The organism is Flavobacterium sp. GW821-FHT12A05, from assembly GCF_058807735.1.
The window spans coordinates 656,506-674,018 of record NZ_JBXAQY010000003.1 but is presented as its reverse complement, the minus strand read 5'-3'; the positions used below and the strand labels follow the sequence as shown (position 1 = coordinate 674,018).

Here is a 17,513-nt window from a genome sequence, read left to right as displayed (position 1 = left end):
ATATTCTGCAAAGTTATCTGCGGTATATTAGCCCTTAATTTGATGTGTGTTATAAGACGGTTAGAGCAACATTAGAAAACGATTAGAGTGGCGGAAATAATAGTGTTACCGTCGTTCCTTGGTCTTTTTTGGATGAAATATTAAAATCGATATTGTTTTGTTTAAAGATAATATTAGCCAAAGAAAGCCCAACGCCGCTGCCTTTTATATCTTTTACATTTTTACCTCTGAAAAAGGTTTGTTTGATAAAGACTAAATCATCTTCGCTAATACCGCTTCCGTGATCTTCAATGACAATTTTAAGCTGATTATCTTCTTGAAGCAGACTTATTTTGATAGGATTTCCGTTAGAATATTTTACGGCATTTTCTATAATATTGTATAAAGCAATTTTAATTTCGTTGCTGTTTCCTTTTATCGAAAGCAGTTTGTCATTCACTACTTCCAGAACAATTTGTATTTGAGAACTTTTCAGCTCATAAACATCCGGCAGTTGATCGTTAATATCCCAAACGAGTTCGTCTACTCTGAAAATTTCATTGAGTTGTGTATTGTTTCGCAATCCCGAAAGCATCATGAGGGTATTCATGGTGTCTTCGATCTGATAGACATTTTCTAATACTTTTTCGGACATTTCTTTATATTCTGCGCTTGATCTGTCTTTTTGGGCAAATACTTCCAGATTTCCTGAAATAGCCGTTAAAGGCGTTTTAAACTCATGCGAAACATAATTGATAAAGTTTTTCTGGATGATAAAAGTATCCGATAAACGTTTAAATAAATTATTGTACGTTTCTACCAATTCCTGTATATCATCTTTTGTATTGGGAGAAACAATCTGACGATCGAGAGACGAAGCCTGAATTTCGTTTACCTGATTCACAATGTTTTTTATTGGACTATAAGCCAGATTAGAAAGTACGCGGCTTACAATATAAATCGTAATTAACCCAATAATTAAAACCATAATCATGATAAGCTGTAAACGATCTGTCATGGTTTTAAATTCGATATCATTTTTTTTAACGAAAACCACAAAATCGCCTTGATTGTCATGATAATAACTCCCAAAATAGAAATGATGCTTCGATTTAAACTGCAGTTTTCTGTTTTTTCTAATGTAATCGAGTTTTTGTGCGTCTATATTCGAATCGACTTTTTTATCGCCGTAAACGATCTGATTTTTATTGTTGTAAACACGCGTTATAATTTCCAGTGAATTTTCTCTGAATTGCTGGCCAATTATTAAATGCTGCTTTTCGGGAAGTTCGTCTTTTTCCAGATAGAAAATTCCAGTAAGCAGACACGTTTTTTGCAATTCGTTATAAATAATTTTTTCCGAATAACTATAAAAAGAAAAATACGTGATAACCGAAGCAATTACAAATACAACGCTAAAAGTAGCAGACGATATTAAGGTAAACCTATTGCGTATTTTCATAATTCTTCTTTAAGCATATATCCCGTTCCTTTTATGGTATGGATAAATTTATGATTTTGCTCAATTTTGTTTCGCAGATACGAAATGTATACATCAACAACATTCGTATTATTGTCGTAATTAATGCCCCAAACGGCATTTAAAATCTGAGTTCTCGGAATAACTTTGTTTCTGTTTTCTAATAAAAACAACAGCAGTTTGTATTCTCTCGGCGATAAATCGATGAGGTTATTGTTTTCGGTAACCTTATGTTCTTCAGGGTTTATGGTTAAACTTCCTAAAGTGTACAAGGTTTCTACTTTGTCGTAGTTAAATTTAGTTCTGCGCGTAAGAGCGTTAACTCTCGAAATTAATTCCTTAAAATGAAATGGTTTTATCAAATAATCATCGGCACCGGAATCTAAGGCATTTACTTTATCATCGGTATCGCTCAAAGCGCTTAACATTAAAACAGGCGTATGATTTTTTTTAAAACGCATTAGTTTTACAAGCTGAATTCCGTCAATTCCCGGAAGCATAATATCCATTAAAATAATATCCCAAATATCCTGCTGAATGAGGTCTCTGGCAATCTCGCCCGTTTCGGCCAGATGCACAGTAAAGTTGTTTTCCTCCAAACCTTTTACTATAAATTCGCTGATGCGTTTATCATCTTCAATGAGTAAAACATTCATAAATGGTATATTATAATGGTTGCTGTTTTGATTAAAACGGAAATGTTTTAATCGTCTGATAAGTTGTTTTCAAAAAAATAGGATTATCAAAAATAGCAATTATTTTTTGAACGGTATAAAGGGCAGGTAAGTTATTGAAGGTTTTTATTGTAAACGTATTATTTGTCATTTCGACTGAAGGGAGAAATCTCCACAAGTAGCTCGACAAAGATTAGCAATGAATAGCCCCTAGTTTTAACTAGGGGATTTGATGAGAATTTATAATAAGAAGGGTTTACCCAAATGCGCATTTTTTGGCTAAAGTCTTTTTCCAGCTTTTATTTATATCTCCAGCTAAAGCAGGAGGCAATTTGATTTTTTAATTAAATGAGAATAAATCTTTGCGTTCCTCTGGTTGAAACCAGAGGCTATATTCTGAGATAATTAGGAATATTTTGCTTCTTACTTTCGCGAATGTCTCGTTCATATATAGTCGAAATGTGCCTGTAAACAGAAAATTCCGTTAGGAATGAAAAATATTGTAGCAACGTTCCCATAGCTATCGGGATTAATCCGTTGAATGTAAAAACCGCATCATACGAAAGTTCCGCAGGAACGGTATATATTAATAACGCATAGAATATGTTTCGATCCTACGGATCTTTCGGGATATGGGATTCTATAATAACCGGATTAATCCCGATAGCTATCGGGACGGCTTGCAATATTGATCGAGCCCAATGGCTCTTTTATTTTGTTGGATATTTTGCAGGATGCTGTGAAGTATGAAAAACTGCATTTAGAAAAACAGTTTTCGATAATTCGTCTACAATAAAAAAAGTAATATATGGGAATTTTTTAAATGGTAGAAAACGATAATTATTATCGTGAAATTGGTAAAAAGGATTTAATTGTAAAGCTTTGTATACCTTTTTGTAATCATTCAAAAAGTCTAAAGCGACCTTTTTGCTTGCTTTTAAAATATAATATTCAACAGTTTCTTCAATGTTTTTTAATGCAATTGGCGAAACGATTATTTTATAGCTCATACTTCTTTTTTAAATCAGTATATAATGATTCAGCATCTGTATAAAGACTTTTATCTAGATTAACCTGATTATCTAAAATCTCCTGTTGTTCAGCGGATAATTCATAAGACTTTACATTTGCTATTTCAAATTTTATCTTTAGTGCTTTCATAAAAGCTTTTACAGCTTCTATTTGAGAAGCATCTTCTGTATATGCTGTGATGTTAATTGCTTGCATGAGATTAATTTACTAAAGTTGATTTACAAAGTTAAGACAAAACTCTAATTTTAATGTTAATGAGAATAATTTATTTTTTTGAATTAATCTTTCTGAACAAACATCTCATTCTTGCAAACAGTGCTTCGACTTCGCTCAGCCTGACAAATGTTTCATGTTTTTTACGTTCTGTTTGTCATTGCGAGGAACGAAGCAACCACATTTGCAAAATCAAACTTTGTGTCTTTGGTTAGTGCGGTTGCTTCGTTCCTCGCAATGACAAAAATGCGATAAATACTTGCTGAAATATAGATTTCTTATATTTGATAAAAGGAATATGTTAATTGAAAGAAAAATCTTTCTTTTTAAAACAGTTTTCTCTACATTTGAAGTTCCTAAAATATTACGACTTTAAATTAGAACAAGATTTGCCCTTGTATTATGTGTACGGTATCGGAAACGACCGTAAACGCCGTCGTAAGCGTTAGGAACACTAAGATACAAGGGCTTTTATATTCCTAATATTACGACATTATGAGTACAAAAAACACCCTTTCCAAAGAAGCCGAAACAAGGCTGATTGATTTTTTTAACCATATTATAAATCCAGAAGATATGGCTAAAATTCTAAGACAAGTAAATTGCATTTTAGCTCTCGCTGTAATGCGACAACACGAAACCCTCCAAATTGGACTAACAAATTTTGAAGACAATTATTATTGGCTTAATGAATTGGCGGAGATTTTGAATCCTTATTTAAGTGAGGAGTAAAAGTTTATAAAATGGAAAAACCTCGACTTTTTTTAAGGTCGAGGTTTTAATTTAAATGCGATAATCTTTTTCAAGTAATGATTTTATATCAGTGAACTCTTTTATGTAATTATTCTTTACTTCCATAATATCCTTTGAATACTGTTCTCTTATTGTTTCCTTTGAAGGCTCATAATCCAAATTTTCTAAATGATAAATTTTGATGTGAGATAATATTTCGTCTAAATTTTTTAGTGAAAAATAATCACTTTCTTCTTCCATTTTTAAAATTATGTTTTCGGTATGATTTATTAAAATATTTTTTACTTCATCTGAAATTATAAACTCATTAAAATCAAGAAAGCCAAACATATCTATTAATATATTATCGATGTTTTGAACGAGTTCTTTTTTTAGTTCAATAAAATCTTTATTATCATTTTTAAGTTCTTCAAAGAGGAAAATATAAAATACCAACAAAAAGCCATCTTTGACCCAAAGCTTTCCATATTTATATTCTAATTGACTTTCAGAAGGCATACATTATAGATTTTAATACACTGAATGTTATTTGTAAAAACCAAATTTATAAAAAGTTTATCATTTTCCTAATTGTCTTTGGTTGTTGTTCTTTTGAAGTTCAGGAATAGAATGTTTGCTCTAGAAGAAATGGCTAAAATTCTAAGACAAGTAAATTGCATTTTAGCTCTAGCCGTAATGCGACAACACGAAACCCTCCAAATTGGACTAACCAATTTTGAAGACAATTATTATTGGCTCAATGAATTGGCGGAGATTTTGAATCCTTATTTAAGTGAGGAGTAGAAGTTTATAAAATGAAAAACCTCGACTTTTAGGTCGAGGTTTTTTATTTTTATTGTATTCATTTATTTGTAGCACTAGTGTGAACTAAATTTATTTTTGCAAATATATTTTTTGTCATTTCTAAAGCATCTCCCAATTCGTTAATTATCAAATCTAATACTTCAATATATTGTTTTTTTGCTTCTTTCAAAGTTGAATGATTATTTGGAATACCATTTACTGTATTTCTTAAATTAATAAAAGTACTTAATGCATAATCAATTTGATTTGGTACATGCTCAATGAAATTTACATCATCTACAAAATCTTCTAATTTAAAACTCATGAACTGGATGCCTATTATAAGCTTTTCAAATGCACTCATTCCAACAGAATATAATTGAGAAAATAATTCAATCTCAGTTTCAGATCTTCTGGCTGTTAAATTCATTGATTTACCTAAAGCTTTATAGGTATTTATTAATTCCGAGTTTAAATCCGGGGATTTTTTTTCAATAAAATGGTTTAGTTTTTCCGTTAAATGATTTGTTTCTGTTGTTTGTGAATTTAGAAAGGCACTGATATTATTTATACATATTGTAGCGTCAGTAATAGACTTTATGTCTTCATTGATTTCATCAATATCATTCGAATCTACTCTGCCTCTGAAGACATCGAACTTCTTCTCATTTTTAAGAGATAAAATTTGAACAAGTCTGCTTTCTGATTTTTCATTAAGTTTTTGTTTTAATGGAATTTCAATTTTCCATCTTTTTTTACTTTTCTTTAAATTTTCGGTCGTTATTGCTTGCCAATAAGTTTCATCTTCATTCGGTAAATGAGCAACAAGGATTATTGGGATGTTTAGATTTAGCCAGTAATTATAATGGACATTGCTAACATAATAGGTTAAACCTTTTTCGGTTTTATAAAAATTGCCCAAACCACTCTTAATTTGAATCGCAATAAATTTACCAGTGGGTTCTCCATTTTGAACTTGTTCTATTATTCCATCTATTCCAACATCAGCTATAGATTGTTCTCTAAAAATCCAACCAAGATTTTTAGTTATAATTTTCTCAGTTGCATTGACACCTAACCTTTCTGTCGGATCAAATCTTTTCATCGCATATTTTTTTACTTTTTATAAATGTGAAAAATTAAGTTATTATTTACGGCATCCCATAAAATTGTTTTATTAAGGAGGCAAGTAAATTTGCTGAAACTTCAGTTGCAATTTTACCAATACCGTTTAAAGATTTATTTATAATTTTTGAAATCCATCCATTAGCATTTTCACCCAGTCTTTGTTCTTCATTATTTGGTGCTTCAAGATTAATAATTTCATTCAATTCCTGAATATCGTCATTGTCAATTCCATATTTTTGAAGTTCAGTTTGTAATTTTTCAAAATTACCTTTGTATAGATTTACATTACTAGTAATTTTATTTTCATTTCCTGTATTAATAGTGTTTCCGTCTCCAGAATTGTTAATAATTGTATTCATTTGATTTATAATTGTTTGGTTGTTAATTTCTCTTTTATTATTGAAAGATTCGATCTCAATATCATAACCAAAAATTTCCCCTATAGAAAATACAAATTCCAAGAGCCGTGTTCTAATAGCATTTGGAATTTCAAAAATAATGTTTGCATTTCCACTTATACGAGCACCTACTACATCAATTCTAACATCACTCTTATATATCTTTCTAGTAGGTTCTTGAAATATATGCAACATTTCCATGGGAATTATTGTGGAAAGCTCATGTTCGAAATCTTTTTTTTCAGAATCTTTAGTCATTTTTTCAATAGAAGAAATACCCTCTCTTACATAAACATATTGTAGAGCACTTTTGTAAGGTTCTTCTAGTATTGAAATAGGCAATTGTACAGTATGTCTATTCATGTAAGCTTGAATGTCAATATATAAAGTTCCTAAAGTTTTTCTGTAAATTGGAATTTCTCTTGAATCTTTCTTATAACCATTTAATTCTTCAGAAGTATAATTTATTAATTCAGTATTTTTAGTTAATCTTCCAAAATAATTGAGTTTCATTAATGGAGCTGATAAATTCTCTTTTGTATTAATTAAGTCATTTATAACTTCTTGAATAATAAAAGTTTGATTCATAAAGCACGGAGTTTTTATTAGATACGTTTAATCTAAGCAAAAAGGTTTTTTACTTAGAAAGGTATATTTTTTTGTAAGATTTATATTTGTGTAATATTATAAAAAGTTTTTCTTTTTATAGTGAAATTATTTAAAAAAAAACAGCTCCCAAATTCATGAGAGCTGTCCTAGCAAATTTTAAATTTGCATTCCTAAGAATGCGTACAGTTTTTGGTAATCACTAAATTGAAGACTAAAACGCAGGTTATTCGTTTATGACATCGCCTTCTTTAGTTTCTTCGCTGGCAATTTTTACCAGTTTATCTTTAGGGTTCAAATCGCCGAAAATTTCGATTTTATCGTCGATTTCTCTACCTTTTTTAATTTCAACTCTAGTTGCTTTGTGGTTAACGACTTTAATCACAAACAAACCTTCTGCAGAACTCACCACTGCCGATTTTGGAACTACAAATGTGCTGTCTTTTGCATTAAGCGGTAATAAAACTTCGGCTACCATTCCAGGTAATAAATTTCCTTTTGTGTTGTGAACGTCCATTTCAACTCTTTCAGAACGAAGTTTTAAATCTAATGCGCCAGACATTCTGGTAATTTTAGCTGTAAAAGTTTCCGGTAACGATTTTACATTAAAACTCATTTCGTCGCCCGGGTGTAAATATCCGGTGTACAATTCCGGAACAGAAACGGCTAAACGTAATTTACTTTGCTCCTGAATCGTTAATAAAGGCAAATCAGATCCTTTTCCTGCTGGACCTACAAATGTTCCTAAGTTTACATTTCTGGCTGCTACAACACCATCAAAAGGAGCACGAATTTCTAAGTAACCTCTCATAATCGAAACTTCTTTGTGTGCTGCGATTGCGGCTTGATATTGTGCGTAATCAGAATTCTTTTTTCCGCTTGCCATTTCTAAATCGTTTTTAGAAATCGTTCCTTCCACCTTGCTTGTTTCATACAAACGGTTGTAGGTGCTTTTGCTGGTTGCGTAAATCGCTTCCATAGATTTCAATCTCGATTCGGCAGCAGCCAATTGCGAACTGATTTCAGGTGCTTCTAAAACAATTAAAAGCTGTCCTTTTTTTACTTTCGTACCAATATCAACTTTTAAAACTTTTACAAAACTGCTTACTTTGGCATACAAATCTACTTGTTGAAAACCAGTTAATTCGGCTGGCAAACGCAATTCTGTACTCAGTTTTTGTTTTTCTAAAAGAAAGGTTTCAGTTTTAGGTTCGATTTCTGCAGTAACAGTTTCTTCTTTTTTAGAATTACAGCTGTTAAGGAAAAATAATGCTGTAAAAAACAGCGCGCTATATTTTATAATTTTAGTGTTCATTTTTTGGTTTTAGTGATGAGATATAATGGATACTTTCTTCGTCTTCAGGATCTAAAGAAACAGATTGTGTCGTTGTTTTTTCTTGTGCCCACGCAAATATCTGCGGAAGGATTAATAATACGGCAAAAGTAGAAAATAATAATCCTCCAATAACCGCTCTTCCTAACGGAGAAACCTGATCGCCTCCTTCGCCGTGACCAATTGCCATTGGTAACATTCCCGCAATCATCGCAACCGAAGTCATGATAATAGGACGAAGACGAAGCGCCGCTGCTTCACGCGCAGATTCTAATGCATTGCCATTTATTTTTCGAAGCTGTTCGGCATTCGTAACCAGTAAAACGGCATTGGCAATCGAAACTCCAACCGACATAATGATTCCCATATACGATTGTAAGTTTAGTGTAGAACCTGTAATAGTAAGCATTAATAAAGCTCCTAAAACTACCGCCGGAACCGTCGTTAAAATTACTAATGAAACTTTGAACGACTGGAAATTAGCGGCCAACATTAAGAAGATTACAAAAACGGCAACCAATAACCCCGATTGCAAACTGCTTAATGTTTCTGTAAGTACAGTACTTAATCCAATAGGCGTAATAAACAAACCACGTGGCAATTCGCCTAATGAACTAATTGTTTTGCCAACATCTTTTGTTGCCGTACCTAAATCGGTTTGGTTGATGTTTGCTGTAACGGTAATGTACGGCATGGCCCCTAAGTTATCATTTTCACCACTTACTACAGTTGGTGTAATTTTAGCAACGTCGCTTAAAACCGGACGAAGCGAATTTTTTAATACCGGAATTTCTCCAATATCGGTTTTGCTTTTCATTTTGTTCAACGGTACCTGAACCTGAACGTTGTATGATAATCCGGCTCTTTCATCGACCCAGGTATTTTTTTCTGTGTATCGTGATGATGAGGTAGAAGCAACCAATGAACGGGAAATATCATTCATATCGACTCCTAATTCGGCAGCACGGGTTCTGTCAATATCAATATTCATAGCCGGATAATGAATTGGCTGTCCAATTTGTACGTCTCTGAAATATGAAATCGCTTTTAGTTTATCTACAATTTGAGTGGCGTATAATTCATTTCGTTTTTTGTCTTTTCCTGCTACTCGAATTTCGATTGGAGTAGGAGAACCCTGGCTTAAAACTTTATCAGTCAATTCGATTGGTTCAAAAGAAAGTTTCGTATCAGGAAGTACTTTTTTAAGTCTTGCTCTGAAATCATCTTTAAACTCATCCATATCCAAATGAATGTCTTTTAAACTTACCTGAAAAACAGCTTCATGAGAACCTGCCATGAACAAATAAATTGGGTTGATCGAGAATAAAGACGGGTGCTGCCCTACATAAACAGAAGATATTCCGATATGTTCTTTACCTACCATTTTTTGAAGTTCTTTTAAAACAATAACGGCCTGTTCTTCTGTTCTTTCTAAACGAGTTCCATCGGGAGCGCGCATTCTCAGCTGAAACTGACTTGAATTTGTTTTCGGGAATACATCTTTTCCAATAAAACCAATTAAAACAATAGCCAAGACTGTAGCCGAAACCAGATAGACAACCGTCGTTATTTTTTTATGTACAAATAAACGGTCCAGCGTTCTCATGAAACGAATTTTAAAACGCTCAAAGAGACTGATTTTTCCGTCGTTGTTGGTGTCTTCTCTTTCTACATAATGTTTTTTCTGAGAGATAATATTTTGCTCTGATTCTGGAGTTAAACCGCAGGCATTAAACTCGGCTTCATCGTCTGTAATTTCCGGAGTATGTTCGTGTTTAACGTGATCTTTCATCATCCAGTTGGCCATTACAGGAACGAATGTCTGCGAAAGCAGGAAAGAAATTACCATTGAAAATCCAATTGCTAATGCTAAAGGAAGGAACAACGCTCCCGGAATTCCCACCATCGTAAATGCCGGAGCAAATACAGCCAGAATACAAAGTAAGATCAATAATTTAGGTAAAGCGATTTCCTGACAGGCATCCCAAATGGCGAGCGCTTTTGGTTTTCCCATATCGAGATGCTGGTGAATATTTTCGATCGTTACCGTACTTTCATCCACCAAAATACCAATTGCCAGCGCTAGTCCTGATAATGACATTAAGTTGATCGTCTGCCCGAATAATTTCAGGAATAAAACTCCCGAGATAATCGAAATAGGAATCGTCATAATTACAATCAAAGCCGCACGACGGTCGCCCAAGAATAATAAAACCATTAATCCGGTTAAAACCGCACCAATAATTCCTTCTGTAATCAAACTTTTAACCGAGTTGATTACATAAACCGACTGGTCAAATTCATAAGATAATTTTACGTCTTCAGGTAATGTACTCTGAATTTTAGGCAGTTCCGATTTTAATTTCTGAACCACATCCCAAGTCGAAGCGTCTCCGGCCTTTGCAATACTAATATAAACCGAACGTTTTCCGTTTACCAAAGCATAACCCGCTGTAATATCGGCACCGTCTTTTACAGTAGCCACATCGCCCAGTTTTAAGTTTTGAACACTTCCTTTAAATAACGGAATCTGCTCAAAATCTTTAACTTCTTTAATTGTATTATTAGTCGGCGTAATATAATTTTTGTCGCCCATTCTCACGTTTCCTGATGGAGCCGTTTGATTGTTTAAACGAATCGCTTCTACAATTTGATCTGGCGTCATATTGTGCGAACGCAATAAATCCGGATCAACGTTTACTTCAATAGTTCTTGGGCTTCCGCCGAAAGGAGCAGGTGATAATAAACCTGGAATAGAAGTAAAGGAAGCACGAACATAAACGTTGGCTAAATCCTGTAATTCGTTGTTTGAACGTATTTTACTGCTCAAAACCAATTGACCAATTGGAAGAGAAGAAGCATCAAAACGAATGATAAACGGCGGTTGTGTTCCCGGAGGAAAAACGGCCTGGATTCTGTTAGAAAGCGCACTTAACTCGGCAGCAGCCTGAGCCATGTTGGTTCCTTCGTAATAGGTTAATTTCATAATCATTAACCCTTGTATGTTTTTGGTTTCTACTGATTTGATACCGTTCGAGAAAGGTAAAACGTTTACGTAGTTTTTGGCAAAATAAGCCTCCATCTGGTCTGGCGTGTAACCTCCAAAAGGATGCGCAATATAGATAACCGGCAAGTTCATTTTTGGCAGAATATCTACTTTAATGTCTTTGATGGCACCAATTCCGAAGAAAAATAGACCCGCAACCAATACTAATATGGAAATGGGTTTGCGGAGTGCAAAACGTATTAAATTCATTTGGATCTATAATTAAAATTCATTTATAAATAAGTCAAAATTGCCTGTTGCAGCAACTTTCAGCAAATACGACTGCCATACATTATTGTTGACAATATCACGATCGATTTCGGCACGGTTTAAAGTGTAAATCGTTTGTGTTAAATCGGTTAAGTCTGTTAAGCCGTTTTTGTATAAAGTCGATTTTTGTATGTAAGCTCTTTTTGCAGCGTCAACCTGAATAGGTGCCTCGGCATAATTTTCCAAAGTAATTTTGATCTTATCTTCGGCAAAAGTCAACTGCGATTTCAATTCTCTGTCAGCCTGATTGTATTCTTCCTGCAAAGCCTGAGAAACAAATTTCTGGGCGCTTACTTGTTTGCTTGATCTAAAAGGCGTGGTTAAATTCCATGTAATTCCAACTCCAACTAAATAATTGGTACGATCCGGATTTACACCATCCCAGTAATTTCTGCTAAAAGCATGCTGGTCTGTGGCATAACTATTTTCAAATCCCGAAGCCCTGGTTTGTAAAACACCAAAAGCAGTCATAGTGGGATAATAAAAACGTTTGTACAATTTAACCTGCTGATTGCTGTAATCGATCTTGGTTTTATAGTATTGCAACAAAGGATGAAGGCTGTCTGTTGCAGCGTTTTCTTTAATTAATTCTTTTGGAATCTGAGTTACAAAAAGCGTATCGGTTACAAAATCCTGAGGCGCAACGCCCATTAAATCGACCAATTTGTTGTTTTGCTCCTTAACGAAATTTCTCGCCAGGTTTAAGGCAATTTTTGCTTTCGAAACTTCGGCAGTTGCCAATGTAGAATCTACTCCGGCCAATAATCCGTTTTTAACTCTTGCCACGGCAGTTTTTTTGAAAACTTCGGCGCGATCCAGATTTTTTTGCTGCGAAATTAACAATCTCTGGCTTGCCAATAGATTTAAATAAGCAGCAGAAATTTTGATTTCCTGCTGGAATTTTTCCTGCTGTAAATCTTTTTCTTTGGCCTGAACATCAATTTTAGATAAATTGATTTTTTCCTGTGTTTTTCCAAAAGTGAAAAAATCCCAGTTCATGTTGACCAGGTAAAGTGCGCCAAATGCCGAATTCCAGTTTTGTTCCGGCAGAGGAAGTCCTGATGAAGCAACTCCAAGACCTCCAAAACCATAAAGCGGCCCATTCTGGCCATTTACAGTTCCGTAATCCTGCTGTGCCGATAAATTTAGGTTAGGCAGGTAATCACGTCGAGATTGTTTGAGCGTCTCTTTTGATGCATTGGTGTAATTGTTTTTTGCTCTAATCGAACCGTAGTTTTCAAGCCCAGTTTTTACTGCTTCTTTTAAAGAAAGGGTTTGAGCGTAACCGATTGAGGCAAAAATCAAGAAAAATAATAAGGTAATTTTTTTGAAATACATAAACTCAAGGTGTGAAATTATAGCACAAATTTATTTGTCTTATGCTGATAAAAGTCATGTTAAGTGATGTACTGCAATGATAAATGACCAATTGAATTGGTCATTTTTACGAAATAATAATTAAATTTTTGTCCGTACTTTGTAAACTATTTAAGTTTTAAAAATGAGCAGAAAATTTGATAATATACTGGATAACAAATGGTGGCAGGAAATTGCCGTCGTCGGTTTTTCCTTTACCATATACACCTTAAAAAACGACTGGATGTTATTTAGTTCTATAACTTCGGTCTTAATGGGCATTTTTTTCTACTTCATTCTTTATATGCACGCCCAGTTTAATCGTTTTTTTCTTCTTCCTATTTTATTCAAAACCCGTCGTCCGGCAACTTATATATTCTTAACGCTTTTTGGAGTTCTCGTTTTCTCGATAGTATTATATGAGATTACAATGCTGGATATGTTCAGTAATTGTCATTTGTATCAAAACTCGCATCAAAGAAGTTATGTATATCAGCTGGCCAGCGTTTTAGGGACTTTGGTTTGTATTTTGAGTCCTATTATTGTTTTTAAATTCTACAGAATTCATAGAAAACGTACCGAAGAAGCACTGTTGCTGAATCAAATGCAGTTGAATTCTCTAAAAGGACAATTGAATCCGCACTTTTTATTTAATACCTTTAATACGCTTTACGGAATCAGTTTAGAATTTCCGGACAGAACGCCGGATTTGATCATGAAAGTTTCGCAGTTAATGCGTTATCAATTAGATAGTAACAGTAAACAATGCGTATCTTTAGAAGAGGAATTAGAATTTATAAACAGTTATGTACAGCTTGAAAAAGAACGAGTAGGATATCGATGCGATATTACGTTTGATTCTAAAGTAGACAATCAAAATGCTTATAAAATTTCACCGATGCTTTTAATTGCTTTTATTGAAAATGCATTTAAACACGGAACCTGTGCCATAGAAAAGTGTTTTGTTCAAATTTTTATTACAGTAGAAGAAGGGCAGCTTCATCTTCATGTTGTAAATTCAATTCCGAAGAAAACCGATGTTGTGGTTTCGACTAAAATTGGTTTGAAAAATACGATTGAAAGACTGAATTTGATTTTTGGAAAAAACTATAATCTCGATATTCAGGATAATAAAAATACCTATATAGTAGATTTAAAACTGCAACTGAAAAGATTTACTAATGAGAGATCCTAAAAAATGTATAATTGTCGATGATGAGCCCGCCGCTCATTATGTTTTGGCGAACTATATCAAACAGAATCCGCAGTTAGAATTGGTTTTTCAAGGCTATAACGGCATTGAAGCAATGGATTATCTCAGAGAGCACAAAGTCGATTTAATGTTTTTGGATATCAATATGCCGGAGATTTCCGGAATGGAATTGTTGAAGATTATTCCCAATCATCCTAAAACGATTTTAACGACCGCATATTCTGAATTTGCATTAGAAAGTTATGATTACGGTGTAATTGATTATTTGCTGAAACCGATTTATTTTCCAAGATTTTTAAAAGCGGTAGATCGTTTTTTTTCTACAGAAACTGTAAAAACGAAAGAAGAAGAAATAATTATAAATACAGTTAGTGTAAAGGTGGACGGTTATTTTATCGAGATCGAATTAGACCAGCTTTTGTTTGCACAGAGTTTTGGAAATTACGTAAAACTGCATACCACAAAGCGAACTTATTTAGGATCGATTACCACAACTGAATTGGAGAAGTGTCTGCCGGAGAAGAATTTTATGAGAATTCATAAATCGTATATAGTCGCTTTGGATAAAATTGAAACAACAGATAAAGATTTTGTTGTGATTAAAAATGAAAAATTACCTATTGGAATAACCTACAAAAGGGAATTGACAGATAGATTAAAAAAGTAATATTCTTTTTAATAAAAAATATTTGAAATTTATTTTAAAAGTAATACTTTTATTACGATCATTTCAATCGTCAATTTAAATATTCAGGCAATGAAAAACGTATTTTTAATTATAGTTTTATTCTGGAGCAGTTTTTTAATTGGACAAAACGAGGTAGTAACACCGCCAGAAAAAGTGAAATTTGCTTTTGAAAAAGAATATCCAAACAAAGTTCCGGTGTGGTCCTTAAAATATGTTGGAGACGATGATGATGAAATTAGATACGAAGCAAAATTCAATACTGATAAAAATACCAAAGCGCTTGCCGTTTATGATAACTTGGGACTTTTAAAAGCATACGAATTGCAGATTCCGCTAAGTCAGCTTCCTGCTAAAGCACAAGCTTATTTAAAGAAAAATTATAAAGCAAAAGCAATTAAAGAAATTGCAGTTGTGGTAGATGATAAAAATAAAACCACTTACGAAGTGGGGGTAGAAAAAGACTCAAAATTCTATGATGTTGTTTTTGATAAAAACGGAGGATTTGATGTCGCAGTCCAAAAGGACTAAAAAGCGTACTTACTAATTCAATATATTTGAAACGGCAAACCCGGCAAGTTTTTTACAGCTTGTCGGGTTTTGTTTTTTTATGAGTTATGAGTTATGAATTATGATGATGAACCATCAACCATCAACAATTAACCATTAACCATTAACCATTAACCATTAACAATCAACCATTAACAATTAACAATTAACAATTAATTAAAGCATCATTCCACCAGAAGCTTCAATTCGCTGTGCATTTACCCAGCGTGCGTCTTCGGTACATAAAAATGCTACTACACCGCCAATATCGTCAGGTAAACCCACTCTTCCCAGCGCTGTAACCGAGGCAATCTGCTGATTCATTTGTTCATTATCACGAACTACGCCGCCTCCAAAATCAGTTTCTATGGCACCCGGAGCCACTACATTAACTCTGATTTTTCTTTGACCTAATTCTTTTGCTTGATATTTAGTTAAGGTTTCAATTGCACCTTTCATAGAAGCATAAGCGGCATAACCAGGGAAAGAAAATCTAGCCAAACCTGTCGAAATATTTACGATGCCGCCACCGTCATTCATTACATTTAATCCTTTTTGTGTTAGGAAAAAGGGCCCTTTAAACTGAATGTTGGTTAATTGATCAAACTCAGCTTCGGTTGTGCCAATGAATGAATTGTGAATTCCAATTCCGGCATTGTTGATTAGAAAATCGAATTTGTCTGTTTTAAAAACGTTTTTTAAAGTGCTTTCTACTTCTGTAAAGAAAGAATCAAAAGTACCTGATTCAGCTACGTTTAATTGCAGTGAAGCCGCTTTTTGACCTAAACTTTCGATTTCTTTTACCACCAGTTCAGCTTCTTCTTTTTTACTGTTGTAGGTTATAATTACATCAATTCCTTTTTTAGCAATCGCAATTGCCATATTTTTTCCTAAACCTCTGCTTCCGCCTGTAACCAGAGCTATTTTTGTATTTACTGCCATATTTTTTAATTGTTAATTGTTAATTGTGAGTTGTTAATTATTAATTATTAATTGTGAATGGTTAATTATTAGATTTGAAATTTTGACTTTTCAATTTACAATTAACCATTCACAATTAACAATTACGAATGCATTGCATTAAAATGATTTCTTAAATCTTCTGCGCTTGCGTTTAATCTGGTTTCGCTGGTTCCGAAAGTAAGTTCTGTTTTTCCTTCTTTTAACTGCTCAAAAATAGATTCGATAAAACTGCTTACGCTTGGATGTGCGTCATGCAAACCAATTCCTCCTAAATCGGTATTAAGCGCAGGCGGAATAATCTCGATTACTTCGATGTTTTCCGCTTTTAATAAATGACGAAGTGAAAGCGTAAACGATCTGAAAAACGCTTTTGTAGCCGAATAAACCGGAACTTTTGCAAAAGGAGAAAAAGCGAGTCCGGAAGTTACATTCATTATCGTTGTCAAAGATTTTAACTGAATAAATAAAGAAGTTAAATGCAATGGTGCTTCGATATTGGTGTTGATTTCAGCTTTTGTACTTTCGTAGAAATCAGGATCCGTAACAGAAACCCATTTTTGAATCCCGGCATTGTTTATTAAAACATTTAAATCAGGATGACTTTCAGAAATCCAGTTGTAAAGTGCGATTCGTTCCTGCTCTATAGATAAGTCGCAGACTTTTGTAATTACAGAGGGAAATTTTGCTTTTACTTCGTTTAAAACAGATTCTCTTCTGCCGCAGATTATTACGGTATTGTTTTCCTGAATAAATCGTTCGGTAAGTCCAAATCCAATGCCGCTTGCACCGCCCGTTATTAAAATTTTGTTGTTTGATAAATTCATCTTTTCGATCTTTTAAATTGATAAGACAAAGGTAGGAGTGAGGCAGCGTTGGGGAATTGTAAATTTCAAACCGATGTTTGCGAAATTCAAATTAGAGTTAAAAATATCAATAATAAAATTCCAAATTTCAATTAGTCTTTGCGAGGAACGAAGCAATCTCATTTGCTAAATAAAACAGGTGGCTTATATTAGTGCGGTTGCTTCGTTCCTCGCAATGACAAGCTTTGT

The 17,513-nt window shown here is 33.6% G+C and carries 16 protein-coding genes; 4 read left to right on the top strand and 12 right to left on the bottom strand.

Annotated features, from left to right (window positions below; genetic code table 11):
• Window positions 1–82 precede the first annotated feature (82 nt).
• The 4 genes from AC1RRQ_RS09310 to AC1RRQ_RS09295 all read right to left on the bottom strand — a co-directional run bounded on the left by AC1RRQ_RS09310 (window position 83) and on the right by AC1RRQ_RS09295 (window position 3,360).
• Entirely contained in the window at window positions 83–1,441 is a 1,359-nt protein-coding gene (locus AC1RRQ_RS09310) for a sensor histidine kinase (protein ID WP_493022747.1), read from the bottom strand.
• A complete protein-coding gene (locus tag AC1RRQ_RS09305; protein WP_493022746.1) occupies window positions 1,438–2,115 on the bottom strand; it encodes a response regulator transcription factor in 678 nt (225 codons plus the stop codon). The genes AC1RRQ_RS09310 and AC1RRQ_RS09305 overlap by 4 nt, the downstream gene beginning before the upstream one ends.
• A 728-nt stretch (window positions 2,116–2,843) precedes the next feature.
• A complete protein-coding gene (locus AC1RRQ_RS09300) occupies window positions 2,844–3,143 on the bottom strand; it encodes a type II toxin-antitoxin system RelE/ParE family toxin (protein ID WP_493022745.1) in 300 nt (99 codons plus the stop codon).
• The gene (locus AC1RRQ_RS09295) at window positions 3,133–3,360 is read right to left on the bottom strand and encodes a DUF2683 family protein (RefSeq protein WP_109194002.1); all 228 of its coding nucleotides are present in this window, start codon (window positions 3,358–3,360) and stop codon (window positions 3,133–3,135) included. Before AC1RRQ_RS09295 ends, AC1RRQ_RS09300 begins: the two co-directional genes overlap by 11 nt.
• A gap of 513 nt (window positions 3,361–3,873) precedes the next feature.
• On the opposite strand from AC1RRQ_RS09295, the gene AC1RRQ_RS09290 reads away from it, so the two are divergent.
• On the top strand, window positions 3,874–4,110 hold the full coding sequence (locus AC1RRQ_RS09290) for a hypothetical protein (RefSeq protein WP_493022744.1): 237 nt from the start codon (window positions 3,874–3,876) through the stop codon (window positions 4,108–4,110).
• Between the two features lie 51 nt (window positions 4,111–4,161).
• On the opposite strand, the gene AC1RRQ_RS09285 is transcribed toward AC1RRQ_RS09290, so the two are convergent.
• From AC1RRQ_RS09285 to AC1RRQ_RS09260, 6 genes are all read right to left on the bottom strand, one after another.
• Window positions 4,162–4,629 carry a hypothetical protein gene (locus tag AC1RRQ_RS09285; RefSeq protein WP_493022743.1) on the bottom strand — a complete coding sequence of 156 codons (468 nt, stop codon included), beginning with the start codon at window positions 4,627–4,629 and terminating at the stop codon, window positions 4,162–4,164.
• A 343-nt stretch (window positions 4,630–4,972) separates the two neighbouring features.
• Window positions 4,973–6,019: a DUF4365 domain-containing protein gene (locus tag AC1RRQ_RS09280; protein ID WP_493022742.1), complete on the bottom strand. Its 1,047-nt coding sequence runs from the start codon at window positions 6,017–6,019 to the stop codon at window positions 4,973–4,975.
• A gap of 46 nt (window positions 6,020–6,065) precedes the next feature.
• Entirely contained in the window at window positions 6,066–7,028 is a 963-nt protein-coding gene (locus AC1RRQ_RS09275; protein WP_493022741.1) for an AbiTii domain-containing protein, read from the bottom strand.
• Window positions 7,029–7,272: 244 nt separating this feature from the next.
• A complete protein-coding gene (locus AC1RRQ_RS09270) occupies window positions 7,273–8,361 on the bottom strand; it encodes an efflux RND transporter periplasmic adaptor subunit (RefSeq protein WP_493022740.1) in 1,089 nt (362 codons plus the stop codon).
• The gene (locus AC1RRQ_RS09265; RefSeq protein ID WP_493022739.1) at window positions 8,351–11,635 is read right to left on the bottom strand and encodes an efflux RND transporter permease subunit; all 3,285 of its coding nucleotides are present in this window, start codon (window positions 11,633–11,635) and stop codon (window positions 8,351–8,353) included. Before AC1RRQ_RS09265 ends, AC1RRQ_RS09270 begins: the two co-directional genes overlap by 11 nt.
• 12 nt (window positions 11,636–11,647) lie before the next feature.
• The gene (locus tag AC1RRQ_RS09260) at window positions 11,648–13,033 is read right to left on the bottom strand and encodes a TolC family protein (RefSeq protein WP_493022738.1); all 1,386 of its coding nucleotides are present in this window, start codon (window positions 13,031–13,033) and stop codon (window positions 11,648–11,650) included.
• Window positions 13,034–13,196: 163 nt separating this feature from the next.
• Here AC1RRQ_RS09260 and AC1RRQ_RS09255 point away from each other — a divergent pair, with 163 nt between their 5' ends.
• The 3 genes from AC1RRQ_RS09255 (at window position 13,197) to AC1RRQ_RS09245 (ending at window position 15,480) form a co-directional block, all read left to right on the top strand.
• A complete protein-coding gene (locus AC1RRQ_RS09255; RefSeq protein ID WP_493022737.1) occupies window positions 13,197–14,246 on the top strand; it encodes a sensor histidine kinase in 1,050 nt (349 codons plus the stop codon).
• On the top strand, window positions 14,233–14,931 hold the full coding sequence (locus tag AC1RRQ_RS09250; RefSeq protein WP_493022736.1) for a LytR/AlgR family response regulator transcription factor: 699 nt from the start codon (window positions 14,233–14,235) through the stop codon (window positions 14,929–14,931). Before AC1RRQ_RS09255 ends, AC1RRQ_RS09250 begins: the two co-directional genes overlap by 14 nt.
• Window positions 14,932–15,021: 90 nt before the next feature.
• Window positions 15,022–15,480 (top strand): hypothetical protein, encoded by a 459-nt coding sequence (locus tag AC1RRQ_RS09245; RefSeq protein WP_493022735.1) that lies wholly within the window; start codon window positions 15,022–15,024, stop codon window positions 15,478–15,480.
• A 195-nt stretch (window positions 15,481–15,675) separates the two neighbouring features.
• On the opposite strand, the gene AC1RRQ_RS09240 is transcribed toward AC1RRQ_RS09245, so the two are convergent.
• Together AC1RRQ_RS09240 and AC1RRQ_RS09235 are read right to left on the bottom strand one after the other, a co-directional pair.
• Entirely contained in the window at window positions 15,676–16,440 is a 765-nt protein-coding gene (locus AC1RRQ_RS09240) for an SDR family oxidoreductase (protein ID WP_493022734.1), read from the bottom strand.
• A gap of 122 nt (window positions 16,441–16,562) precedes the next feature.
• Window positions 16,563–17,285, bottom strand: coding sequence for an SDR family oxidoreductase (locus AC1RRQ_RS09235; RefSeq protein WP_493022733.1), 723 nt, complete (start codon window positions 17,283–17,285; stop codon window positions 16,563–16,565).
• Between the last annotated feature and the right edge of the window lie 228 nt (window positions 17,286–17,513).